Source organism: Phosphitispora sp. TUW77 (assembly GCF_048453025.1).
GTDB lineage: Bacteria > Bacillota > Thermincolia > Thermincolales > UBA2595 > Phosphitispora.
This window is the reverse complement of sequence record NZ_CP156677.1, coordinates 1319363-1344982: the sequence shown is the minus strand read 5'-3', so window position 1 is coordinate 1344982 and position 25620 is coordinate 1319363. Positions and strand designations below refer to the sequence as shown.

Sequence of the window (25620 nt, the reverse complement as noted above, 5' to 3'; positions counted from 1 at the left end):
ACTCACGTCCCTTTTTTTTTTTAAAAAAAAGAAATCAGAGGTTTATTTAATCCCTCTGTTTCTTTTAACATCCATTCTATTAAACATCCATATCCACGAGTCGGGTCATTTATAAATACATGTGTTACTGCTCCAACTATTTTGCCTTCCTGAATTAATGGACTGCCGCTCATTCCCTGAATGATACCGCCTGTTTTTTTAAGAAGTCTGGGGTCTGTAACTTCAATAATTAAACCTTTACTGTCAGGAACAGTTTGAGGTAAGACTTTTTTTATTTCAACCATAAATTTTTCTATTTTTTGACCTTTTAAAACAGTCAGCATTTCAGCCGGTCCGGTTTTTACTTGATTAGCTAAAGCAATTGGCAGCATCTCCCTGTAGTACGGGTTTTCAATTTTACCACTCATAGAACCATAAATTCCATATTTAGTGTTTTTTTCAATTGTACCCGAAAAATCTTTTTCATTAACAAACATTCCGATTTTTTCTCCGGGAACACCGCTTTTACCAACCTGAATACCCTGAATAGAAGCTTTTACTATCATACCATCACTTACATCTATGGGTTGATTAGTATCCGCGTCTGTAATAACATGTCCCAGAGCACCATATTTTCCTGTGCTGGGGTCATAAAAAGATAGTGTGCCAACTCCTGCCGCACTATCCCTGATATACAAACCAATGCGAAATCTTTCCGTTTCCCGGCAACGTATAGGTTTAATGGTTACAGGGATTTTTTTGCCGTTGCGCTTCACCAATAATTCTAGGTTTTTGCCTTCGTTCCCCATTGTATCTATTATTTTTGCTACCTGTTCATCGCTGGTAACCGTCTGACCGTTAATACTTATGATAACGTCCCCTACTTCAATTCCCGCATCCTTTGCAGGATTGAACTTGTTTCCATTATTATCCTCTACAATTGACTGCCCAACCACTATGACACCTTCAGAGTGAAGGAGCACTCCAACCGAATGGCCTCCTGGCACAAGTTTAGTTTGCGGTACTACTTCAACTTTAACATTTTTAACCGGAAAGAGGCCAAATAGCCTTATTTGTATATTGGCTTTTCCAGGTGTGGTTGCCATAGGCCAACCATCAACAAAGCTAAAGACTTTTCCGCTTATATCTGTACCGTTTAATAGAAGCACATTGTGTTCGTTTGATTCAACATAGAGACTGAATTGTTTAAGCAAATTTTGCGGAAACTCCAATTTAAACCTTATATGATCTCCTACGGTTACTCGCTGTTGAGTAGGGAGTGAAAAAAAACTCTTTACATGAGGATTAAAGGCAGCTGCAATAATTAGAAACACAATGAGCAAGCCAAGCGTTTTACGATACCTTTGATAAGACAACTAATATCACCATCACTCTCCTGTTTTAATATTTTTGTTTCTGAATTTAAATTAACCTAATTGCATATCTTTTATAACATGAAATATCACGGAAAATTTCCATTTAGTCAGGATAACCATAAAAACGTACATCAATTTGTCTATTTAAATGATTTTACGATATTTTGCCGAAATTTAATGATAAAAAAAAACTGGCTCTTAGTTTTCTCACTAAGAACCAGTTTTTTAATATAGTTTTTTAATCTTAACATTTATTAGTAGTGATAAAAAAGTATATTTCAATTTATTAAACACATATTAAGAATAAAATAATGTTATTCTTGATGTCGCAAAATTTCTTCTGCATGCTTCCTGGATACTGAGGTTATCTTCCCTCCGGAAAGCATCCTGGCTAATTCCTCAATGCGTTCCTGATAATCCAGTATGCTAACCCTCGTATATGTTCGTGTCTTGTCAGTTATTTTTTTGATATTAAAATGGTAATCAGCAATCCCGGCTATTTGAGGTGAGTGAGTAACACAGATAACTTGTTTCATCCGGCCAACCGCCGAAAGCTTGGCAGCCACCGCATGCAGTGCATTACCACCGATACCGGCATCAATTTCATCAAAAATAAGAGTGCCAACCGATCCCGTTTTTGCCAGAATTGACCGAAATGCAAGCATTATTCTCGAGACTTCACCTCCGGAAACTATTTTAGCAAGAGGTTTCAGAGGTTCACCTTTATTAGGTGAAATAAGAAATTCAACACTATCCTGGCCGTTAGATAATGGGGCTCCGGAGACAATTTTAACATCAAAGCTGACATAAGGCATATTAAGATTTCTCAACTCAGCAGTTATTGCACTTATTAATTTTTGGGCAGTCTGCTTTCTGGCTGCAGTTAGCTGATCAGCAATATGTTGATAAGTTAGACCGGCATTTTGGATTTCAACTTTAAGATTATTTATTTCCTCATCATAATTATCAATCAATGCCAAAGAAGCTGATATTTGATTTCTGTATTCTAAAATTTCATCAATAGAGTGTCCGTACTTCTTTTTCAATCCTTTTATTCTGTTCAGTCTGTTATCTATTTCTTCCAGTCGTTCAGGGTCCGGCTCCAGCTTACCGGAATATGCTTTTATGTCCCTTGCTGCCTCTTCAACCTGATAAACAGCTGATTCCAGCATTTCATAAACATTTTTTAGTGAATTATCAACTACAACTAATTCTTTTAACGAATTCAAAGCCGCATGAAGGAGTTCCACTGCTGGCCTGATTGAGCTGTCTTCATAAAGCTGTGTATAAATAGAGGACGCCAGTGACATTAACTTATCTGCATTTGCCAGGATATTTTTTTCCTCCGCAAGATCGCAATCCTCACCGGCAACAGGGTTACAGTTATCAATTTCCTCGAGCTGATACCTGTACATATCTGCCATACGAGCTTTTTCTTTTTCAAGGTCTTCCATTTCTCTAAGCTTTGCCCGCAAAACTAAAAGCTTATTATGGCAGGCAGCCAACTTACCCTTTATATCGGCAAAACCGGCTAGAGACAAATTGGTTTCACCATATTCGTCCAGGAAATCAATATGTTTCTGCTGGTCCAACAAGGACTGCTGGTGATGCTGCCCATATATTTCAATAAGGTTTCCGGCTATTTCCCGGTATAAGGAAAGATTAACAGTCCTGCCGTTAATTCTGCAAACATTCCTTCCTGTTTTTACTAATTCACGCGTCAATATAAGGGACTCGCCATCTTCAGGCAAAAAACCATATTGCTCCAGAAGTCCGATTGCTTTAAGATTATTTTCAATTTCAAACACAGCTTCGACGATAGCTTTTTCTTCACCGCTCCTAATGAACTCGGTAAGCCCTTGACTGCCGGTTACAGTATTTACTGCATCAATGATTATTGATTTGCCGGCCCCAGTCTCTCCCGTGAGGACATTAAAGCCCTTGCGAAAATCCAACTCCAGTTTGTCAATAAGAGCAAAATTCTGAACAAATAGCTTTATCAGCAATTTGCACACCTCACATTATGTACTATTTCAGATAGGAAGTAAACGTTCCTATGACAGAAGGGACTGCTGACTTTGGTTTTACAATTACCATTATTGTATCATCACCGGCAACGGTTCCAATGACCTCATCAAAGCCCTCGCTATCAACAGCCAAAGCTACAGACTGGGCCGCACCTGGCGTAGTTCTGACCACAATTATGTTTTCACTAAAATCAATTCGGGTAACAGAATCTCTGAAAACCCGATGTATTTGACGGGTAACTCCGCCAAACATCCCTTCACCCGGCAATGCGTAACGATAACGGTCATCCCCGGAGGCAGCCTTTATCAGCCGAAGTTCTTTGATATCCCGTGAGACCGTAGCCTGGGTCACCTGATAACCCTGACGCTTCAACTCAGCAGCTAACTCCTCCTGGGTTTCGATAATATCTTTTTGAATAATCTCCAATATTTTTTTATGTCTCTGTGTCTTCATAAGAACCTCCCAGGTAATCTAACAGGCTTTTTCTATAACTATTAGGAATGGTGCTTTATTCCGGTTAAGAAAATCAATTTTACAAACACAATAATTTTTCTTATTCAAACCCTCCAAATAAGATTCCAAACATTCCTGCTCTTCCAAACCACCGGGGTGTCCTGTATATATTATAATACACATAATCCCACCGGCCTTTAAAAGGCTAAGACCCTCTGCTACCGCCTTAAGAGTAGTTTGCGGACTGGTAACAATACTGTGATCTCCTCCAGGAAGGTAACCCAAATTAAAAACAACAGCATCGACAGGTTCTGTTATAACTCTGCCCATATTTTCATGACCCAACTCAAAAAGCATTGTAATATCTAATAACCCTTTCTCAGCTAAAGCCTCCGAGGTTTTAATAATTGCTTCATGCTGGATATCAAAGCCATAAACCCGGCCATGGATACCCACCAATCCTGCCAGGAATAAGGTATCATTACCATTGCCCACTGTTGCATCAACTGCCACCCCTCCTGGCTTAACAATTGTTTTTAAGTAGTTATGGGCTATGTTTACCGTATTGTTAAAAAGGTCAAACATCAGAGTTCCCGCTTTCTTTCAACTTGGCCCTTAAGATCTCATAAAAACTCCGCTGATTCAATTTCATAAACTTTGCATTAAAAGGCGCTCTCTGAATCACCACATGATCAAAGGGTTCCAGTTGAAAACCACTCTGCCCATCCATGGTCAGCATTACTTCAGCCTGAGTGGCTTGCACTTCAACCCTGACAATGCTGTGTTTATCAATTACTATAGGCCTGGAATACAAGGTATGCGGACAAATAGGAGTAACTATCATTAATTCTAGATTTGGAGCCACCAAAGGACCGCCTGCAGATAAAGAATATCCGGTTGAACCTGTTGGGGTAGAGACCAAAAGCCCATCCGCTGGAAATACATCAACAAATTCCTCGTTTATAAAAGTCTTCAGCCGGATTATCCTGGCAAAGGCTCCCTTGGTTATTACGGCATCATTAAGTCCGAAAAAACTATAAATTTCCTTACCTTGCCTTACAATTGTAGCTTGGAGCATCATTCGCTCCTCTATAAAGAAATCACCGGATATTAATTTTTCCAGTGCAGGATTCAAGTCAGGCAATTCAATTTCAGTGAGAAAACCCAACTGACCAAGGTTTACGCCAAAAAGCGGTATTCCTTTTACGGAAAAACTTCTTGCACTGTTCAATAGAGTGCCATCGCCACCTAAAACAATTATACAATCAACTTGGGCAAGGTCATCTCCCGGGCAAACAGGAATATCATCCCTCAGCTCAAAAAATTCGGCACCGGCTACAATTACTTTTTTACCATGCCGTTCCAGGCATTTTATTATGTTTTTAGTAATCATCTCTGCTTCAGGCTTTTCGAAATTTAGGATAATTCCGATGCAGTTCATTGAACTCCCCCTTAGTTTTCCCTTCAGAAATTAATATTCTACATAACAAATTGAAGTCCTGTCACAAAAAAATCATTGTTTTTTCAAGGATTATATATTTTCCTGTCGAATATAATTACCCATACTGCGGTATTATATCACCAAACTGCCCTGATAATATACAGATAAGGAGATTTCCAGTATGAAAAAATCAATTGTTTTGCTATTAAGTATTTTTATTCTGATTTTGGCAGGGTGTTCCAAAACAGCGCCAAAAACTCCTCCATCTGCACCCAATACGGAAGAAAATGCTGATGCAGCCCACCTTACCTCTGAAGATAAGAATTTAAAAATATCAGTCAGCAAGGAAATCCGTTCTTTGACTGCCATGAATATTAACACCAAGCCAGGCTACGACGTGACAAGTATCCTGGTAGCCATTGAAAATGTTTCTAAAGATAATGTTCCCATTTCCCCAAAGTTTGTCACCCTTAAAACAACAGATGAAACCGAGTATAAGTATTCTGAAGAACTAACTATGAAAATAACCAGCAAATCTGCGTTTAAAGAAGTCATTCTCCCACCGGATTACCGTGGCGGAGGATTACTGGTATTTGAAATAAAAAAAGATTCAGTTCCAGATACGCTTAGCTACAAAGATAACTCAGGTCACGAGATGACAGTGCAATTTCCCGCCATACTTAAAAAAAGCATTTAAAAATCTAAGGGCGGTGCAAAATGTGAAATAAGATGGCCCTCTGCTTAGCTGGAACAGCTTAATGCAGAGGGCTGTATAATTTTTTACTTTAAAATGCAAAGAAACAGGAGCTTTTTTTATTTCAAAAGGTTCTCAAGTTCCTGGTATTTTGTTTGTGTATATTTTAGAATCTTGGTAGAATAATCAAAATTATGAATTCCTTTACTTTTATCAGCCATAACAAACGAAAGGTTGGTATATACCACATTATATACTTCCTGAGCCTGACCCACCTGAATCCCCTGGTTCTTGTTATAATCAAGCTTTATTTTTGATTTTGCCAGTTTTTTCTCCAGGTCATTACAGTTCTGCTCAATCTGCAACTGCATACCAGCCACCTCTTTGGCAAATTCCTCTTCAGACTGGTCGGCATGACACATAATACAAATGCTCTCCGTATGTTCCTTTAAAGCTTGCTCCGGGGTTTTTCCCTTAAAAGTATGCGCCTCGTTAGGCATATGGCATTCTATACAGGTAAGTCCTGATTTATATTTTGAATCCGGAGTCACCGGTATGCCAATAGCTCCATAACCAAGGAACATCTCTTTTTGGGGATGGTGCACTGCTTCACCTGCCACAATTTCCTTTGTGGCATTATGGCAGGAAGTACAAGTTTCCAGCGGGTCAAACCTAAGCTTAAACTCACTCTGGGTCATAACATGACAAACAGCACAGGTTATTGATAGTTTCACACCCGCAGTATTAGGTTTCTGATTAGGCGGGGCAAGAAAATATTCCGCACAATGGCACTGATAACATGCAGGAGTAACATGGTCCATTTTCTTAAGGAGGTGAGGAAGTGATTCTGTGTGACCGCTGGTAGCATACTGTTCTTTGATAGGTATATAAATATCTACCATATTCTTTTGCTTATTATTTTGGAACTCTTTAACCTGTGCTTCTGTAACCGTTGCCCTCTTCGCCCCTGTATTATCTGACCTTTCTTCCCTCTGCAAACAACCGGCAAAAAGAATTGTAAATACAATAATAAACAGTAATACTGCCCCTTTGAATTTCAACAGTGTTCCCCCCGTTCTTCAAGAATCAATAGTACCTTCACAGTTGACATTAAATTTAGAAACGGCTTCCTGGAGTTGATGCACCATACTTGCCAGACCGTTAGCAGCATTAAACAATTCACTTAGAGCTTTTGACTGAGCAACAACCAGTTCAGACATTTCATGGGATGTCTTCACGGTTTTCTTTGCTATCTCAGTATTTTCAGTAACCTCATGCACTATATACTGACTGCTCACAGTAATTTGCTGAGTGTTATGGGCCACTTCTCTGGTCTGCTCAGATGCAGCATGAACTGCATCAATTATTTCTGTAAGTATTTTTCCGGCATCATTGATAACAATAGTACCGGCCGTAACTACCTCCCGGCCTTCATCCATTGACAAAACCGCATCCTGTGAACGTTTCTGAATCTGGGCTATTATCTGGCGTATCTTTTCCACCAATTGCCCTGAACCTGACGCCAATTTGCGCACTTCTTCGGCAACAACCGCAAAGCCTCTTCCCTGTTCCCCTGCCCTAACAGCCTCTATAGCCGCATTTAAAGCAAGGAGATTTGTCTGCTTCGCAAACCCTGAAATCATATCAATAATATCAGAAATTTTATTAACATCACCTACAAGTGTTTTTACATCCATGGACAGGTGGTCAACCTTCTGTTCAATGAGGTTCATCTGTTCAATGGTTGCCCTTACCGAGTCTCCGCCTTTTTGGGCCATATCCGCCGCTGTTGCCGTAGTCCTGTCAATCATCTGGATACTTGCGTTAATTTTATTGATGGCTTCCATCGATGTTTCCACAGATGCCTGCAGCTCTGCTATACCATTGGCCTGTTGTTGTGCTCCCTCTGATACGTCATTGATAGAACTGTCAATTCTGCTGTAAACTGCCGCACTTTGCTGGGTATGTGAGGCGAATGCTTCACTTGCAGCAGCAATTTCCCTGCTCCAGTCAACAATTCGCTCAATTATTGCCCTAAGGTTGTCAACCATAATATTAAATGACTTTGCCAGTTCACTAAACTCTCCAATAGAGTCATCCTTTATTTTGTGGGTTAGATCACCTTCTGCAATGTTCCTGGAAACATAAACTAAATTTAGTAAAGGTCTGGTAATATTTTTAGAAGTTATGAGTGTCAAGATAATACAACCAATAATGGCAATTACTGCAATTGAATACATAATTCCGCGGGAAGTTAGCAGGATGGCTTGGCTTTTCCTTTGAGCTGCGGCGGCCTGTTTCTGAGTTCCTTCAACCAGTTGGTTAGCTGTATCAATCATCTTAGCTCCAGCCAGTTGATAATTAACCCATAACGTTTGAACAATATTATCACGCCCGGCCTCTTCATATTTAAAAATATGGTTAGCCACCAAATTAAAATTATCGTGTTCCCTTTTTACTTTACAAAGGGCCTCAAGGGTCTCTTTGTCCTTTTCATCATTAGCTAATAAGGCTTCAAACTCTACAATTTTTGCTCTAAACTGCCTGTCAAGCTCTCTGTATTTAATTTTGATGTCATTATTGTTAACAGTATATTCACGAGTCAACATCTGCTGTTCCTGTACAATAGACTTGATACTTCCGGCAATATTAACCTGGGGCAAAAACTTATTTGTACTGTCTTCAATTGTCTGATTAATTTTAACCATGTTTGTATCTGCAACAATAACAACAAGAGCAAGCATCAGGACTATCCCCAGATATCCCATTAAAATTTTCATAGAAATATTGCTTATTTTAAATCTGGAATAATGCAAATTATCCCCCCCAGTAACGTAAGCCGAATTGAAAATAATTGTTGAATAAAAAAGCCTTTCCCTATCATCTGAATTTGGAAAAGGTTTTTTGTTTCGAGGAATATATATATTATTCGCTAATTATTTTTAATTTCCTGTTATTTTATAAAACAATTATTACAAACATGTAATAAAAAAACTTTATTTGTAGTTTCTGCCTCCAATGCCAATAATATTATTAAATCGATAGTACGGCATGAGCTTCACCAACCACCTTAGCTGCGAGAATGGTTAAGTCTGCAGATACCTGATGGACCGGGTCGCCAATTTTTGATAAATATGCCAGGTATTCAATATTACCCTCAGGCCCTTTGATAGGAGAATAAGTTATGTCATTAATCCTGAAGCCAAAATCAACGGCCTTGTTCAACACTTTAATGATAACTTCTTTATGAACATCCAGATTCCTGACAACCCCTTTTTTGCCAACCTTATCACGTCCTGCTTCAAATTGCGGTTTTATCAGTACAATAGCCTCACCGCCGGTTTGCAGCATCTCATTTATCTTGGGCAGCACAAGTTCCAGGGAAATAAACGCCACATCTGCCATTGCAATATCCGGCAAATAATCCAGGAGAGAGATGTCAAAATACCTGATATTAGTTCGTTCAAAATTAATTACCCTACAGTCCTGTCTTAGCTTCCAGTCGAGCTGGCCATAGCCCACATCGATGGCATATACTTTAACCGCCCCATGCTGCAAAGCACAGTCTGTAAACCCCCCTGTTGATGCCCCAATATCAACTGCTGTTTTCCCTTTAAATGAAATCCCAAAATAACTTATAGCCTTTTCTAGTTTCAGCCCCCCACGGCTGACGTAGGGAATGACGGGACCGGCAACTTCGATAACAGCTCCAATAGGAATTTCCGTCCCAGCTTTGTCTATTCGTTGGCCGTTAACAGTTATTAATCCAGCCATAATTGATGCTTTGGCTTTTTCGCGTGAAGGGTAAAATCCGTTTTCTACCAACAAAACATCCAGTCTTTTTTTGCCGGACATGTAACACCTCGGCTTTCATTTTTATAACTTAGGAATCAGTTTGATATTGGTTTTGCCACGCAGGCTTTTACGTTTCATGCACCCAGGCAGCATAGTTTGGACTTCTTTAAAAATGTTGGATGCAGTTAAACCACACTGTTCCCTTAAAATTCCTTGAGCTCCGTGGCTGATAAATCTATCAGGAACTCCCATCCGTTTTACCGGAACCAGAATACCGTTCATTTCCAAAAGTTCCAGCACAGCACTGCCAAATCCTCCTTGCAATACGTTTTCCTCAACAGTAAGGAGTCTCCCGGTTTTATTAATGCTTTTTAAAATACATTCCTCATCAAGTGGTTTCACAAAACGCGCATTAATAACCTCTGCATTAATGCCATATTCAGCCAATCGTTCTGCAGCCTGCAGCGCTTCATATGCCATTGGGCCAACTGTTACAATACTAATATCATTTCCTTTTCTAATCAGTTCAGCCCTGCCAAAAGGAATACTTTCAATATTGCGGAAATCATCAAGATTAACTCCAACCCCTGTGCCGCGGGGATACCTTACGACTACGGGGCCCTTATATTGTTCTATTGCAGCAAACAGCATCTGCCTAAGTTCAGATTCATCTTTTGGAGCCATAACAGTAATTCCCGGAATATGTCTTAAGTACGAAATATCAAATACACCCTGATGGGTTTCCCCGTCTTCTCCAACCAGACCTGCACGGTCTATGGCAAACACCACGTGAAGCCCCTGCAGGGCAACATCATGCAAAACCTGGTCATAAGCTCTCTGCAAAAAAGTTGAATATATGGCTACAACCGGTATGTAACCGGAAACCGCAAGCCCGCCGGCAAGTGTTACAGCATGCTGTTCGGCAATTCCCACATCATAGAATCGCTCCGGAAAACGTTCCCGAAATTCGGTCAAGCCGGTCCCTGTCGGCATTGCCGCAGTAATTGCGAGCACTTTTTCGTTCTCACCCGCAACCTGACAAAGGGTCTTGCCAAACACTTCCGTATATGTTGTTTTTTGGGCCCTCCCTGTATTGCCTGTACCTACATCAAAAGGACTAATGCCATGAAATTTGTCAGGATTTTCTTCAGCAGGTTTATAACCCTTGCCTTTTTGAGTGATAACATGTACCAAAGTAGGTCCGTGACTGTTCCTGGCACGTTCTAAAACAGTTTTCATAAGAGTAATATCATGTCCGTTAATAGGTCCTAAATACGTAAAACCAAGCTCTTCAAACAACATCCCTGGAACAACAAGGTACTTAAAGCTGTCCTTTATTCGCTCAACAGCCTTTACAACAGTTGACCCTATCGAAGGAATCTTTTTCAGGAGAAGTTCCATTTCTTCTTTATGTTTATAATATTTTGGATCCGTTCTCATCCGGCTCAGGTATCCAGCCAATGCACCCACGTTTTCGGAAATTGACATCTCATTATCATTAAGAATCACTATCATGTCACTACCAACATGCCCCGCATGGTTCAGGGCCTCAAAAGCCATTCCGCCTGTCATTGCCCCATCTCCAATGATTGCAATTACTTGATTTTTCTCCCCTTTAAGATCCCTGGCAATTGCCATCCCCAAAGCGGCAGAAATTGAAGTACTGCTATGACCGGTATCAAAAGGGTCACAGGACGACTCCGCCCTTTTAGGGAAACCACTGATCCCGCTGTATTGTCTCAAAGTATCAATCACTTCGCGCCTGCCGGTAAGTATCTTATGTATATAAGACTGGTGACCAACATCCCAGATAATCTTGTCCCAAGGACAATCAAAAACACTGTGAAGAGCAATCGTTAATTCAACAACCCCAAGATTAGGCGCTATATGCCCCCCGGTTTTAGCTACTGTTTCAATCAGCAGTCCTCTTATTTCACCGGCAAGCTTATATAACTGTTCTGTAGAAAGACTCTTCAGGTCTGCAGGGGAATTTATCTTATACAATAAAGGGGTATCCATACATTTCACCTTCTCCTGTCCCGTCTCCGGTTAAATGCGAATAAGTTTAAACCTGTTGCTCTTTCAAACCAGGCAAGAATGCGCCCAACTGCACCCACTATTTTCTCGGAACCTTTCATAGCCTTGTTTTTAGCAAAGGCTTTTCCACCAACAGTTAATGCAGCAACTATTCCTGTCATCAGCATTGTCAGAATCGATTTATCCCATGACGGTCTGCCCGCAGCCAACTGGAACACAATAGCTACGCCGAAAACACCGCTGACTGTTCCGCAGATGTCTCCCACAACATCATTACAAAAAGTGGCAACCTTTGCTGCATGACGTATCATAAGAATTGACTGGCTCGCCCCATGCAGTTTCTTAGATGCCTTAGCATGAAAACATTTTTCATCAGCAACCGCTACAGCAATTCCGACCATATCAAAAATTATTCCAACAAAAATAACTATTAACAGTGAAAAAAAAGATAGTATAATCATCTGGAGTTTTGGTAAAACTATTTCAGAAAAAAAGCTAAAAAAAACGGCTACAAAAAACGCCCCAGTTCCCGTAAATAAAGCAAATTTCAGAGAACTAGGCTTATTATTACCCAATAAAATTCACCTCATACAACTATCAGAATTTAGCTTTATTTTAAGATAAATAGTAGGTGGCAGCACAATAAGTAAATGTTGTGGCTTAAGGTCCAGCTGGTTTTCCCATTCATCTCCGTCGCGTTACCGCTCCGGCGGTTTCCCTTTATGATGAATCCGTAGCGTCGCCGTTTACGGGGCTGAATTACCACTTAGTCCACACTTTAATCCCTACCATGCCATAGTAAGCCTAAACAGCCTAGGAGTTTTCCTCAACAGGACTAGAACACTTCTAGCCTCTTTTGCAGTGATGGTTTCAAATAGCAGGTCTTTTGAATGCGGGCCCGCATTCAAAAGACCCGGTTGCCCATAATCCACCAGCGCCACTCAAGGCAGGCTACACTGCTTTAGACACCATACCGTAGTAAAGCATCATATACACAGGTTTCTCCCGGAAAGTTACCCTTTGTCAAAACCGGCAACCTTTCCGGGCCTCCACGGAGGCTGGGTCAACGCCTACATGCCGTTGTAGATCGCCCTTCCACCTTACTCCCAGAACCGACCCCCAACTGGGCGTCAGCAGCCGGAACCAGGAACTTCATCGATATGCCCTTTGACGGATTTTTAGGCCCGCCTTCAAAATGGTAGTCCTGACTAGGATACTGCGCCACCTACAGAGTTATTTCATCGAAAAATTATTATACCATTAAACAGCGTATTATTCAATATATAATTTTTCAACCCATTAATTTATCATTGCTCCCTTTTCAAAAGGTATCCAGCAACACGTCTGAGCAAATCTGCTTCTTTTCCAAACATGTTCAGGGCAGCCACCGCCCTGTCCACAGCATCAGCAGCAAGCTTTTTTGATTCTTCAAGCCCATAAATGGATGGATAAGTTGACTTTTTCAATCTTGCATCACTGCCGGCGGTTTTTCCCATTTTCCCCGAATCTCCTTCAACATCCAAGACATCGTCAGTAATCTGAAAAGCCAACCCAAGATTTTCAGCATACTGAGTTAAAGCCGCCAACTGTGCCGCACTTCCACCACCCATAATAGCACCGGCCCGGATACAGGCCTTAAACAAAGCTCCGGTTTTATGAGAATGAATGTAATGTAAAATATCTTTATCTATAGGACGGTTTTCTGAATGTATATCAACAATCTGTCCGCCTAACATGCCGCAGGGACCTGCTGCCAGTGACAACTCTTTTATTACCGTGATAATCATTTCAGGAGAAACGTTCCCTGAATCTGAACACTCAGTTATCAACCCAAATGCATGTGTCAGCAGCCCATCACCAGCCAATATGGCCATTGCTTCACCAAATACCTTATGATTGGTTGGCTGTCCACGCCTGAAATCATCATTATCCATCGCCGGCAGGTCATCATGAATCAGTGAATAAGTATGAACCATTTCAAAAGCTGCAGCAGCGGGCAGCAGTGATTCTGTATTCCCTCCTACAGCTTCCGCAGATGCCAGCAACAGTATTGGCCTTAGCCGCTTCCCTCCGGCAAACATACTATATCTCATTGCTTGAGAAAGAATTTCCGGTATGACCTCACTTATTGAAAGGTAGTTATCCAACACCTGATCGATTAACCTAACCTTATCGTTTAGTTCCTTCCTGAAATCATCATTATTCATCCTTTTCCTCCATTATACCGGCAGGTTTCAGGATTATTTCCCCATTCTCCTGACACAAGAGCATTTCAATTCGTTTTTCCGCCTGTTGCAGTTTTTTGCTGCATATCCTGGATAAAAAAATCCCTTTTTCAAACCTGGCCAATGCATCTTCCAGATCCAGGCTCCCAGCTTCCATTAGCCTGACTATTGTTTCAAGCTCATTTAGGGCCTCTTCAAAGGTAGGTTCGTTGTTTATCTTATCTGCTGCCATAAGCGCCCTCCTTTATATTTTTTATGACACAATCTACCGAGCCATCGGCCACAATTACTTCTACGGCATCACCTGTTCTAACTCTCTTAACACTATCAACCACTCTTCCTCCCGGATTACGGCAAATACTGTATCCCCTTTTCATTGTAGCCAGAGGACTTAAATCATCAAGTCTGGATACCTGAAGGGCCAAAGAAGATTTTTTTTCAGTTAAATTCAATTTAGCTGCTTGTGCCATCCTCTTTGTCAAATAGTCCAGGTCCTGCATCATCCTATACAATCTGTCCTGAGGCTTTTTAATAATCTGACTTTCGACCAGGAAATTTACCTTCTCCTTGTATGTGTATATTATTTTTTTTATTCCAAGCAACATCCTCTGCTCAAGCATATCTATATTTTTCTGGATATCCCTAAAATCAGGAACCACAATCTCTGCTGCTGCAGAAGGAGTAGGTGCACGCATATCAGCAACAAAGTCTGCTATAGTAAAATCTGTTTCATGCCCTACCGCAGAAACTATGGGTATATTACTGGCAAAAATGCTGCGGGCCACCACCTCGGTATTGAAAGCCCACAACTCCTCAATTGAGCCGCCGCCCCTGCCTACAATAAGAACATCCAGGTTTTTTATATCATTTGCGAGGCGAATCCCTTCACAAATCTGTCCCGGAGCCTCTTCTCCCTGTACCGCGACCGGAAACAAAATAATATGAGCCTGAGGGTATCTCCGATGAATAACAGCCACTATATCCCTTACAGCTGCCCCGGTCCGCGAAGTTACCACACCTATCCGCCGCGGGAATTTAGGCAGAGGACGCTTTCTGCCATGGTCAAACAGCCCTTCTTTTTCCAGCTTTTTTTTTAATTGCAGGTAAGCAACATGCAGAGTGCCAACTCCCTGCTGATGCATTTCCTCAACATATAACTGGTATAGCCCGTCCCTCTCGTATACCGAAACATATCCTTTAGCAATAATTGCCATGCCGTCTTTTGGTTCGAAAAGCAGGCAGTTATTCCTGCTTCTAAACATTACGCCTTTGACAGCTCCAGCCTTATCTTTGATTGTAAAATACATATGTCCGGAGGAATGCCGCTTAAAATTGGATATTTCCCCTTTGACCCAGACATTGCTCAGTAAAACGTCTGAATCAAGTTTTTCTTTTATGTAACCATTCAGATTGCTAACAGAAATTATTTCCACTATGATTCAGCGCCTTTCTTGACAATAGTTTTTCTATTTCACTGCCAGGTTTAGGCTCACTAAATAAGTATCCCTGCATTTCATAACATTTTTGTTGTTTAAAAAAGACCATTTGCTCTTCACATTCAATACCTTCAATAATCACATTAAGCTTAAGATTTTGGGCCATAACAATAATTGTAGCCACTATGGCCGCATCTTCAACATCTGCAAGCACGTTATATACAAATGACCTATCAATCTTAAGAGTAGTAAGCGGAAATTTTCGCAAATATCCCAGAGACGAATACCCTGTCCCGAAATCATCCATAGCTATTTGTATTCCCATTTCTCTTAGTTTCTTCATCATGACTAGACTGAACTCCACGTCCTGCATTGCCGTACTTTCAGTTATTTCAAGTTCCAGCCACTGGGGTTCCAGACCGGTTTCCTCCAGTATAGATGTTACCATATCCACAAGATTTTTTTGTCTGAACTGATGTGCCGACAAGTTTACAGATATCCTTACCGGCGGATAACCGGCTTCCTGCCATGCCTTGTTCTGAGCGCAGGCAGTTTTTAAGACCCATTCCCCAATTGGTATAATCAGTCCCGATTCTTCCGCAACATTAATAAATTCAATCGGCTGAACAACCCCTTTTTTGGGGGTGTTCCACCTGAGAAGGGCCTCAAGTCCAACAATCAATCCTTTTTGAACATTTATCTGCGGCTGGTAATATATCTGGAACTCCTCATTTTCCAAAGCTTTCCGCAAAGCCAACTCAATTTCCATACGCTGAATTTTTTTATAATTCATTTGCGGTGTATAGAACTGGTAATTGTCACCCTGTTCCTTAGCCCTGTACATCGCAGTATCCGCATTTTTGGTAAGTATTTCGGCATTATCACCGTCATTTGGGTAAAGCGCTATCCCTAAACTTACTGTAATCTGAAACTCATAACCATTAATGATCCAGTTTTTTTTGAGAGCATCAATAATTTTTTGGGCAGTGTTTACTATGTTTTCCTCTCTGTTAAAATCAGACAGTAAAATAGTAAATTCGTCACCACCAATTCTAGCCACAGTGTCATTTGGCCCGACACATGCTTTTAGCAGTTTGCCGACATTTTTCAGAAGCTGGTCACCCATTGTATGCCCCATCGTATCATTGACCAATTTAAACCGGTCTAAATCAAGAAACATTACAGCAAGCTTCTGCTTATTTATTTTAGCATTTGTTAATGCATAATCAATACGTTCATAAAACAGTATTCTGTTAGGGAGTCCTGTAAGAAAATCGTAATATGCCAGGTGATTTATAGTATCTTCTGCCTTTTTACGTTCCGTAATATCACGTATTATACCTAAGAGTACCTTTTCGTTCCCCAATACCGTTCCCTGCAAACTCACCTCAACAGATATAATTTCACCATCTTTATTTTTGTGCATTGTCTCGTAAAGCATGCCTTTTTTTTCCGCCTGGTCAATATGTTCGGCAAAATCAGTTTTTATAAGTTGCGCCCGTAGAACAGACATATTCATTGTCAACAATTGCTCCCTGGAATAACCGTAAGTCTTAACCGCAGCGGCGTTAGCTTCCAGAATTTTGCCGTCATAGCGAAAGATTATTATAATGTCACTTGCATGTTCAAACACCAGTTGATATCTCTTTAATACATCTTCAGCCTTTATACGTTCCGTAATATCTTCACCAAAACTTGATATCCCGATTATTTCGTCGGTTACATCCCTCAGCAGTGTAGTATTCCATGAAACCATCTTAAGTTCCCCCGTTTTTGTCTGAATTGGGGTTATTATATGCAAATCATTTTTGCCGGGATTATCTGAAAATAATCTGAAAAACGCTTCCTTTAAGGAGTCTCTGACATTTTCAGGAATAAGTACATCAAACGAACAGGTCCCAATAAGTTCATCACGCCACCACCCTGTAATTTCCAGCAAATAGTTGTTACAGAATGTGATTTGTCCATTCCTGTCCAAAGTAATATTTATTAACCTGATATTTTCCAGGACATTTCGAAAACGTCTTTCCGATTTTTTTAGCTTTTCTTCTGCCTGCTTACGCATTGTAATGTCCCGGGCTATCCCTTCAAATCCCACTAGCGAACCAGCAGCATCATACAATGGCACTGAATAGTGCTCAACCCACACTATATTCCCATTTTTTTTAAAAAAGCGCATTACAATAGGTTGCCTGTTCTCATTATACAAGCTTGGCAACTCTTTTAAATTTTTCAGGTCATCCGGATGGGTTATCATATAAAATATTTCCGGGTCTGCATAATGTTCTTCCGGAGTATAACCGGTAATATCTGTTACAGCAGGACTGACATATTCAAAATGACTGTCAGGGTTCATACGCCATCGATAAATAATATCCTTGGCGTTTTCTGCTATGCTTAGTAATCTTGCTTCACCAGAAGAAAATACAGCCCTCATTTTTTCAAAATATACCAGCAGAATGCCGGCAGCAGCAATAAACTGGAGAAACCCATCATTCAAGTATTCCCAAGATACGAACATAGAGGAAAAAACTTCAAAGGAGGAGATAAGCTTATATATCCCCCATAAAACAAATCCCCACCCGGCAAATAATTTCCCCGGGCCGGCCAAATCGCGGGATCGAATAAGCATCAAGCCTGTCCAGATATAATTCAGTCCAACGAATAAAAATGCAGGCAAATTCAAAATAGGCAACGGGATGCCTATGGTCAATCCTGCTGCTGTCCATACGCCGTTAACTAAAAAAACATATAAAAACCGCCTTGAAAACTGCTGCCCCAGAAATGAATATGTACCCCATAAAAACAGCAAACTACTAGCCACCATCGTAAACTGCAGTCCAACAACAAGCAACATCTCATTTATTTTAAAAGATTGTAAGATTTCTAAAATAAACCGCAGGGCATAAATTGTCCAACCGGTTGCCCATATCTTTATAAAAAGCTCCCGGTACTGGACAAATAAATACCAGTAAATCACAGTTAAGATTACTATGCTAAAAAATGTTGCAATAACAGAGGGTAGTATCCAATCCATAACATACCGCCCTTACAAAATATCATTATGTTCCTGTCGGGATAACATAGTGTATATTACTACAATAATTGACATAATTCCTTCAAAATGGTTAAAAAAAGAAAAGAGAGCCTCTTAAAAAGTGCCCTCCCTAAATTAAGTCTAATATTTAAATCCGGCGTACCTTAACAACCTCCTGAGCAACTGCCGCAACCACTGGCATCTTTATCAAAAACAGTAAAACCCTTGCCCCTGGAATTATCAATCCAATCTATAACGAGGTTGCTGTACATGTTACTATACTCCTTACTGATGACAACTTTAAAGCCGTCATATTCAAATATTTCGTCATCGTCTTTAGCTGACTTTTCCAAAGCCAGACCAAAACTGGGACCTCCTCAACCTATTCCTGATAAAGCGACTCTTACCATTTTAGAATCGTTTGCACTAAGCGCTTTTTTCATTTGCTCCTGGGCAGTATCTGTACAAGTAATCATTTTAATCGCTCCCTTCTTAAAATTCATTTTATTCAATATATCAGCTAAACATTATACCCTATGAGGGTATTATATAAAATTGTTCGCAAAAATGCAAGCCCTGAGATTAATCATACAACATAATTTTAATTAACGGAAGGATATTTTAAATAAATTGTTGAATAATAGATTAACTAAGCATTTTGTACGCTGTGGCCCAAATTACATGAAATAGTCTGGAGGTGTAAATTCCTGTGCTAAAAAAGATGTTGGCCAGTATTGGTATTGGTGCAGCTGCTATCGACCTTGAAATACTTACCCCCCAGGTAGAACCTGGTCAGACACTCAAAGGTACAGTTAAAATTTCAGGTGGAACCATTGAACAAGAGGTTCAAAAAATCGAAATTAGCCTTCTCCTGAAATCAACCTATTACGATAATATGCAATCAAGAATTTTAAACAAAGTGGTATCATCAGTTATAATTGCCGAAAAAACTGTGATTAAACCTGGTTACGAAAAAATCATGCCTGTTAGTTTTGAAATTCCTTTTGCTAAAAATATGCCAATTTCCAGAGGCAGGACAAGATATTTTCTCCAGACAAACGCATATATTCGTAATGCTGTTGACCCTGTTGACCACGATGATATATTAGTGGTTCCTAACAAATATTTCAAAATGTTGTTTGATGCCCTGGCACATCTAGGCTTTCATGAAAAAAACAATTCTGGGGACTTTGACGGTTTTTTGCAAGAATTCTATTATACTCCAACTACCTTCTTTGCCCAGGACATCAAGGAAATCAAGGTATCTGCAAAAGTCAAAAAATCTGAAATGAACATAACAATTAAACTGGATAAGATACACCATAGCTTAATTGACAGTTTGGCAGATGATATTGACCCTAATGAAACAATTATTCGATTTACCTTAATTTTTGATGAAATGGAAAACTCTCAAATAACAGCTGATTATTTGAAGAAATTGTTTGAAAAAGAATGTCGGAAAATAACTTAAAAAATGAGTTTAATTAAGGGGCTGGCCCATGTGCTTATGGGACAGCCCCTGATTAATTCCCGAATTTATTTTACACGTTCAGCCGCGGCATTTTTCCCTGCTATCCGACCAAAAATTAGCGAGTCAGTAATTGAAGTTCCGCTGTTGTATTCTTCCCCCTGCATACCTGCCGCGTTCCTGCCGGCTGCATAAAGTCCAGGTATTGGGTTCCCTTTAACATCGAGGACTCTGGATTCCAAATCAGTTTCAAGACCGCCTAAAGTGATAAACCCTGAGTGGAGGTCTATATTTGCACCTACACTAAGGTCAGCAGCATAATAAGGGCCTGAATCCAGCGAAGTCAAATATTTTGCCCCTTTATGATAAGCATCTTCTCCTGTTGAAACACCTTGGTTATAAAGGGTTATAGTATTCTCAAGAACGTCAGGATTTATGTTCAGCTTCTCAGCTAACTCACGGATTGTAGGTGCCTCAGCACACATTGTCATATCACCCGCTAATACTACAGGTGAAATGCCTGCTGCTTCAGCAATCTTGAGAACTATTTCATTTTCACATAGCCTGTCAAGCTCTTTCTTGGCTTCCGCATAAACCTTGCTGTCCATAATCAGGTACCCTACACCGTCTTGCTTCCTAATAATGTTAGAACCAATATAAGAACCATATTGACTCTCATCAATAAATCGCACACCAATTCTATTAACCATAATTCCTTTGCATTTAGTACCCGGAGGGTAAACAAACATCCAATCAGCACAGTTGTCCATCCCCCTTACATCTGCGCCAATAGCCTGGGCCATTGTAATGCCCGTGCCAAGGTCAAATTCCGTCCCGGTATATTTGGTTGTTTTAACATATGGATAAGCATACTTGGCAATCATTTCCTTATTCGCCTGAAAACCACCGGCGCACAAAATAACAGCTTTCCTTGCCCGTACAAATTTCTCTGCTTCCTCAATATTTGCTTTTAAACCCACAACCCGGTCACTCTCAACTATCAGGTCGGCAGCCTCAGCCTGGTAAATTATGGTGGCACCAGCCGCTTCCGCCGCATTCTTCAGGGCTTCGAAAAGTACATTACCCGTTGGTCCGGGACCTTGTGCCTGATGAGAACGCGGAACAGCATTAGCGAAGGTGTTATATGGATAATTGTCTTCATTTCCTGAATAATAGAGACCACTATCTTCCCAACATATAATCACCTTATCTGAACAATGTACCGCCTTAAAAGGAACACCAATACTAACTAACCAGTCATAAGTTTCAACACTCTTCTCGCAGATTAATTTAATCTTCTCCTGGTTTGCACTGGCCCCCATAGCAGCCGACAGGTATTTCTGCATATTCTCGACGGTATCTTCAAACCCGCATGCCTTTTGAAGCGCGGTCCCCCCTCCAAGATAAACCGCTCCCCCGCACAGCGTAGTTGAGCCGCCAGCCGTCTGAGCAATTTCCAGAACCACTACCTTATCTCCTGCTTTAGCAGCCTCAATGGCTGCAGACATCCCAGCCCCACCGGCTCCAACAATGACAACATCAGCCTCAATATCCCATTTGCCCGTTACATTTATGTTTTTCATTACTCAGGCCTCCTTAATTTTTTTACTATTAGCCATAATATCATTTGCCAAATCTTTTATAAAACCATCACACATGCCAGGAAGCATTTTCGCTAGCTGACCGTTTACTAAAGTACCAATCATACCTGTGCAGTTTATAAACAGTTTAAATGTCATATGAGTTTCCTGCGGACCGTTCTCCTTGATGTTGACACTGCCTTTTCCGGATACCGGCAGTCCCTCAGCCTCTAATGTAAAGGCAACCTTTGTTTCGTCCACCCATTCGGTAATCACGACACGCATAGGAACAGTTTTATTAATTGGACCTACATGCCCGGTTACATACCAAACAGATTCCTTGTCAGATATAGTATCATGTTTCTCATAACCGGGCATGTCATGAGCCCAGTTATTATAATCAGCTATAAAAGGCCATACCTCCTTAATCGGCAATGGAACAAGAGTCTCACGCTTTATTTCAGGCATATCTAATCCCCCTTAATGATCTACACCGATGACATCCAATCCTAAGCTAGGACAATAAACCCAACCCCCCTTTTGCAGTACTGGTTTTTTTCTTAGCTGAACATAAATAATATGCAATTATCGTGCCAAAACTTAACATTTTACAAAATTCAATACGTTGTTTATCTGACAATACATTTAACGGTATAATTTAAATGCCTATAAAACAAGTCAAGCGTAAGTCCTGTAAAGCTTTGTAATACGTTGTAAGGCTTTGTAATGCGATGTAATGTTGTCATCTGCCCAAAAAAAAACACTGGTTTATACACCAGTGTTTTTTGGGGGTTAGATTATAATTGTCATCCGGAGTTATCGTTTATCCACATTAAGGCATTCATTGGCCTTTTTATTAAGCAGCAGAACATTGCAATTCCCGCTGGGCACGAATTTACCATCATTGAGCTCGATCCCATATTTTTTTAGCTTACTATAAAGTGTGGGCCGCGAAATCCCCAAGTCCTTGGCGGCTTGGCTGAGGTTGCCGTCATTGCGTTTCAGGGATTCCAAGATGATTCCCTTTCCTGGATTTTTTTTCTTTCGCCTTATAATAATATCATCACCAGACAGTTCTTCAGGCCTTGCCGGATTAATATAAGACTGGATTTGAGATACTGATAAAATCTCTTCCGGCATACAGTCCAAGGTTAAAGTATCTCCAGATGCTGTATGTATAGCCCTTTCGATAACATTTTCCAGTTCTCTGATATTCCCAGGCCAATAGTACCTTTGCAGTGCCTCAAGTGTTTCTGGGTGCAGCACATTGATATGCAGCCCCAGCCGTTCGGTAATTTTTTCCATGAAAAACCTGGTCAAAGTCACGATATCGTCTTTACGGCTTCTTAAAGGTACCATATTAATAATTAAGACATTTAGGCGATAATAGAGGTCCTTCCTGAAACAACCCTTCTCCACCTCTTTATGCAGATCTTTATTAGTGGCAGCAATCACCTTAACATCAATCGGGATAACCTGAGTACCGCCAATCCTGGTTACAACCTTTTCCTGAAGGACACGCAGCAGGCTGGCCTGAAGCTCTATAGGCATCTCTCCTATCTCGTCCAGGAACAGGGTCCCTCCCTCTGCAAGTTCAAATTTGCCTGGGTTGCCCCCGCGTTTAGCACCGGTAAAAGCGCCATCGCTATACCCAAACATTTCACTCGCAATCAGCTCACGCGGAATAGCGCCGCAATTAATGGCAATAAACGGTCCTTTGGACCTTTTGCTGGCATTGTGGATAGCTTGGGCAAAAACCTCCTTGCCGGTACCACTCTCCCCAAGCAATAGAACATTAGAAGAACTTTTAGCGGCTCGTTTGGCCAGTTCTACAGTCTTTAAATAAGAAGCGTTTTGACCAATGAGGTCGTCAAAGACAAACCTGGCCCTGGCCCCCACCATTTGCTGGATCAGCTGTTTTACAGCCCTTATTTCCCTGATAATAGCAACCAGACCTACTATCTTATGTTGGGGATTACGGATTGGGCGGCAGCTAATGGTACAGTGAGTTTTCCTTCTTCCATTCTCTGCCTGATATTCCTCATCATTAACTATATCACCTGACTGCAGTGACCGAGAAATAGGGTTTTGGCAACCCAACAGCTCATTAATAGAGGAATGGCGCACAGTATCAACATTTACTTTTAGCAATGCGGCAGCAGCAGCATTAATTTTGGTGATACGGGCTTTTTCATCAACAGCTATAAGGCCTTCGGAAATCGAATCCACTATAGTATTTTGATACTGATTGGCAATATTAATCTTTAGCTGGCCTTCAATGGCATTAACAGCCGCCACCACCATGCCTAAGGTGTGTGAATGAACCTTCTCAAAAGTCCCATTCATAGTAAGAGTACCGACTATTTCCCCAGAATGGCCGTAAATCGGTGCAGACGAACATGTCCAGGAATGGAGAGCCTTTATGTAGTGCTCAGTGGCAAAAACCTGAATGGGACGGCCAAGCCTAAGCGCCAGCCCGGTTGCATTGGCCCCTACTATTTCTTCTTTTAAACTGTAACCGGTAAACAGGCCGTTTTTGCCCATTAAGGTTACTCCCTCATCAACTATCCGTTCAATAATAACTCCGTCCTGGTCACTCATTGATACGACAAAACCTGACCCTGCCACAAATGAGAGCAGGTTGTTCATTATGGGTAAAGAAATTTCAAGAAGCTCCCGCTTTGCCTCACGGCGATGTTCAAGCTCTCTGGAACTAACTTCGGGAACAATGCTGCTAACAGGGTCAATATCCGTAGCCCGGCTGCGGCGCCAGGAGTCTTCGATTTCCCTGCGTACCCAGTTATTGTTGACAATCCCCTTATTAACAAAATCTGTCCAGGCTGTTAACAGTTGTTCCTTTCGATCATGAACCGGCACTTTTCCACTCCCTTTCGAGTTTTTGTCCAGCTAATCACTTTAAACTTTGTGCTGCAAATAACAAAACCGGTCAACTTGACCGGCATAAAAATTTAAGTTTATTTATGTTTTTATACACAAATATTTTTTTCATGAAAGTTTCATTCCTTAAAGAAGGGGTTTTTTTAAACATATCATTAAATTAGATGTTTGGCAAGAAAAAAAAATGTTACATTATGACATTGAGCCAAAAAAAGAGACTAACTCATAAGTTATGAGTTAATCCCTTTAAATTATATATTAATTAACTTGTACTACTATGCCAATCCATTTTGCATTTCACATGCCATTATAGTTTGCTTACAGAGAACAACCGTAGTAACAGATCCTACACCGCCAGGTACGGGAGTGATTTTCTGAACAATTGGCTCAACTTGTTCATGATCAACATCACCACAGTATTTTCCAGGGTTATCAGGGTCTTCATTAATACCAACATCAATAACTACCTGACCAGGTTTTACAAAGTCAGCCTTAACCATCTTAGCACGACCAACAGCAGCAATCAGAACATCGGCTTCTGCGCAAACTGCGGGAAGATTCTCAGTGCGGGAATGGCAGATAGTAACAGTGGCATGTTCTCTGAGCAGAAGCATGGCCACAGGTTTTCCAACAACCAGTGAGCGGCCCAGCACAACTGCTTTCTTGCCTTTTAAGGGTATATCATAGAATTTCAGAATATCCATACAAGCAGTCGGGGTACATGGCGGGAACCCTGTCAGGTCATCGGCAAACACCTTAGCAGCACTTCCCAGAGTCATGCAGTCAACATCTTTTTCAACCGGAATCAATGACCTGATTTTGCGCTCATCGAGGTGCTTGGGCAGTGGAGCAAACATCAGGATACCGTTAATTTCCTTATTGGCCCCAACATCAATAACAGCTTTTTCAAATGCTTCCTGAGTAATGTCACCAGGATACTCAAATACTTCATAAGCCATGCCAATAGCTTCACAAGTTTTCTTGGCACCACCTTCATAATAAAGGTCATCCGGGCGGGCGCCGACCCTGACGATACCTAATTTAGGCATAATTCCTTTTGCTTTCAGTTCCTCAACCTTTTTGCTGAGTTCCGCCTTCATGGCATCAGCAACAGCTTTTCCGGCTAATCTTTCAGCCATCATTCTACCTCCTTATTATTGAATATTATAAGCT

21 protein-coding genes are annotated in these 25620 nt (G+C 40.9%); 2 read left to right on the top strand and 19 right to left on the bottom strand.

What is annotated here, in order from left to right; genetic code table 11:
- Positions 1–20: 20 nt before the first annotated feature.
- The 5 genes from spoIVB to ABFY19_RS06225 all read right to left on the bottom strand — a co-directional run bounded on the left by spoIVB (position 21) and on the right by ABFY19_RS06225 (position 5277).
- Positions 21–1313, bottom strand: coding sequence for a SpoIVB peptidase (gene spoIVB / locus ABFY19_RS06245; protein ID WP_418792549.1), 1293 nt, complete (start codon positions 1311–1313; stop codon positions 21–23).
- Positions 1314–1669: 356 nt separating this feature from the next.
- The gene (gene recN, locus ABFY19_RS06240) at positions 1670–3361 is read right to left on the bottom strand and encodes a DNA repair protein RecN (RefSeq protein ID WP_418792390.1); all 1692 of its coding nucleotides are present in this window, start codon (positions 3359–3361) and stop codon (positions 1670–1672) included.
- Between the two features lie 22 nt (positions 3362–3383).
- Complete coding sequence (gene argR, locus ABFY19_RS06235; RefSeq protein ID WP_418792389.1) at positions 3384–3836, bottom strand: arginine repressor; 453 nt, start codon at positions 3834–3836, stop codon at positions 3384–3386.
- A gap of 18 nt (positions 3837–3854) precedes the next feature.
- Positions 3855–4421 carry a class I SAM-dependent methyltransferase gene (locus ABFY19_RS06230; RefSeq protein WP_418792388.1) on the bottom strand — a complete coding sequence of 189 codons (567 nt, stop codon included), beginning with the start codon at positions 4419–4421 and terminating at the stop codon, positions 3855–3857.
- The gene (locus ABFY19_RS06225) at positions 4414–5277 is read right to left on the bottom strand and encodes an NAD(+)/NADH kinase (RefSeq protein WP_418792387.1); all 864 of its coding nucleotides are present in this window, start codon (positions 5275–5277) and stop codon (positions 4414–4416) included. Before ABFY19_RS06225 ends, ABFY19_RS06230 begins: the two co-directional genes overlap by 8 nt.
- Positions 5278–5458: 181 nt before the next feature.
- Here ABFY19_RS06225 and ABFY19_RS06220 point away from each other — a divergent pair, with 181 nt between their 5' ends.
- Positions 5459–5974, top strand: coding sequence for a DUF4352 domain-containing protein (locus ABFY19_RS06220; protein WP_418792386.1), 516 nt, complete (start codon positions 5459–5461; stop codon positions 5972–5974).
- Between the two features lie 116 nt (positions 5975–6090).
- On the opposite strand, the gene ABFY19_RS06215 is transcribed toward ABFY19_RS06220, so the two are convergent.
- From ABFY19_RS06215 to ABFY19_RS06170, 10 genes are all read right to left on the bottom strand, one after another.
- Positions 6091–7032 carry an ammonia-forming cytochrome c nitrite reductase subunit c552 gene (locus tag ABFY19_RS06215; protein WP_418792385.1) on the bottom strand — a complete coding sequence of 314 codons (942 nt, stop codon included), beginning with the start codon at positions 7030–7032 and terminating at the stop codon, positions 6091–6093.
- Between the two features lie 18 nt (positions 7033–7050).
- A complete protein-coding gene (locus tag ABFY19_RS06210) occupies positions 7051–8787 on the bottom strand; it encodes a methyl-accepting chemotaxis protein (protein ID WP_418792384.1) in 1737 nt (578 codons plus the stop codon).
- 217 nt (positions 8788–9004) lie between these two features.
- A complete protein-coding gene (locus ABFY19_RS06205) occupies positions 9005–9826 on the bottom strand; it encodes a TlyA family RNA methyltransferase (protein ID WP_418792383.1) in 822 nt (273 codons plus the stop codon).
- Positions 9827–9847: 21 nt separating this feature from the next.
- Positions 9848–11785 (bottom strand): 1-deoxy-D-xylulose-5-phosphate synthase, encoded by a 1938-nt coding sequence (gene dxs, locus ABFY19_RS06200; RefSeq protein ID WP_418792382.1) that lies wholly within the window; start codon positions 11783–11785, stop codon positions 9848–9850.
- 5 nt (positions 11786–11790) lie between these two features.
- Positions 11791–12378: a hypothetical protein gene (locus ABFY19_RS06195; RefSeq protein WP_418792381.1), complete on the bottom strand. Its 588-nt coding sequence runs from the start codon at positions 12376–12378 to the stop codon at positions 11791–11793.
- A 732-nt stretch (positions 12379–13110) separates the two neighbouring features.
- Complete coding sequence (locus ABFY19_RS06190; RefSeq protein ID WP_418792380.1) at positions 13111–14010, bottom strand: polyprenyl synthetase family protein; 900 nt, start codon at positions 14008–14010, stop codon at positions 13111–13113.
- Positions 14003–14260, bottom strand: coding sequence for an exodeoxyribonuclease VII small subunit (locus ABFY19_RS06185; RefSeq protein WP_418792379.1), 258 nt, complete (start codon positions 14258–14260; stop codon positions 14003–14005). The genes ABFY19_RS06190 and ABFY19_RS06185 overlap by 8 nt, the downstream gene beginning before the upstream one ends.
- Positions 14247–15464, bottom strand: coding sequence for an exodeoxyribonuclease VII large subunit (xseA, locus tag ABFY19_RS06180; protein WP_418792548.1), 1218 nt, complete (start codon positions 15462–15464; stop codon positions 14247–14249). Before xseA ends, ABFY19_RS06185 begins: the two co-directional genes overlap by 14 nt.
- The gene (locus tag ABFY19_RS06175) at positions 15442–18501 is read right to left on the bottom strand and encodes an EAL and GGDEF domain-containing protein (RefSeq protein WP_418792378.1); all 3060 of its coding nucleotides are present in this window, start codon (positions 18499–18501) and stop codon (positions 15442–15444) included. The genes xseA and ABFY19_RS06175 overlap by 23 nt, the downstream gene beginning before the upstream one ends.
- Positions 18502–18665: 164 nt before the next feature.
- Positions 18666–18854: a hypothetical protein gene (locus tag ABFY19_RS06170; protein ID WP_418792377.1), complete on the bottom strand. Its 189-nt coding sequence runs from the start codon at positions 18852–18854 to the stop codon at positions 18666–18668.
- Positions 18855–19210: 356 nt separating this feature from the next.
- Here ABFY19_RS06170 and ABFY19_RS06165 point away from each other — a divergent pair, with 356 nt between their 5' ends.
- Positions 19211–19972, top strand: a complete 762-nt coding sequence (locus ABFY19_RS06165) for a sporulation protein (protein WP_418792376.1) — start codon at positions 19211–19213, stop codon at positions 19970–19972.
- 65 nt (positions 19973–20037) lie between these two features.
- Here the strand turns inward: ABFY19_RS06165 and ABFY19_RS06160 are convergent, their stop codons facing one another.
- The 4 genes from ABFY19_RS06160 to ABFY19_RS06145 all read right to left on the bottom strand — a co-directional run bounded on the left by ABFY19_RS06160 (position 20038) and on the right by ABFY19_RS06145 (position 25586).
- Positions 20038–21552 (bottom strand): FAD-dependent oxidoreductase, encoded by a 1515-nt coding sequence (locus ABFY19_RS06160; protein ID WP_418792375.1) that lies wholly within the window; start codon positions 21550–21552, stop codon positions 20038–20040.
- 3 nt (positions 21553–21555) lie between these two features.
- Positions 21556–22017 carry a CoxG family protein gene (locus ABFY19_RS06155; protein WP_418792374.1) on the bottom strand — a complete coding sequence of 154 codons (462 nt, stop codon included), beginning with the start codon at positions 22015–22017 and terminating at the stop codon, positions 21556–21558.
- A 348-nt stretch (positions 22018–22365) separates the two neighbouring features.
- Entirely contained in the window at positions 22366–24426 is a 2061-nt protein-coding gene (locus ABFY19_RS06150) for a sigma-54-dependent Fis family transcriptional regulator (protein ID WP_418792373.1), read from the bottom strand.
- A 296-nt stretch (positions 24427–24722) separates the two neighbouring features.
- Entirely contained in the window at positions 24723–25586 is an 864-nt protein-coding gene (locus tag ABFY19_RS06145) for a bifunctional 5,10-methylenetetrahydrofolate dehydrogenase/5,10-methenyltetrahydrofolate cyclohydrolase (RefSeq protein WP_418792372.1), read from the bottom strand.
- Between the last annotated feature and the right edge of the window lie 34 nt (positions 25587–25620).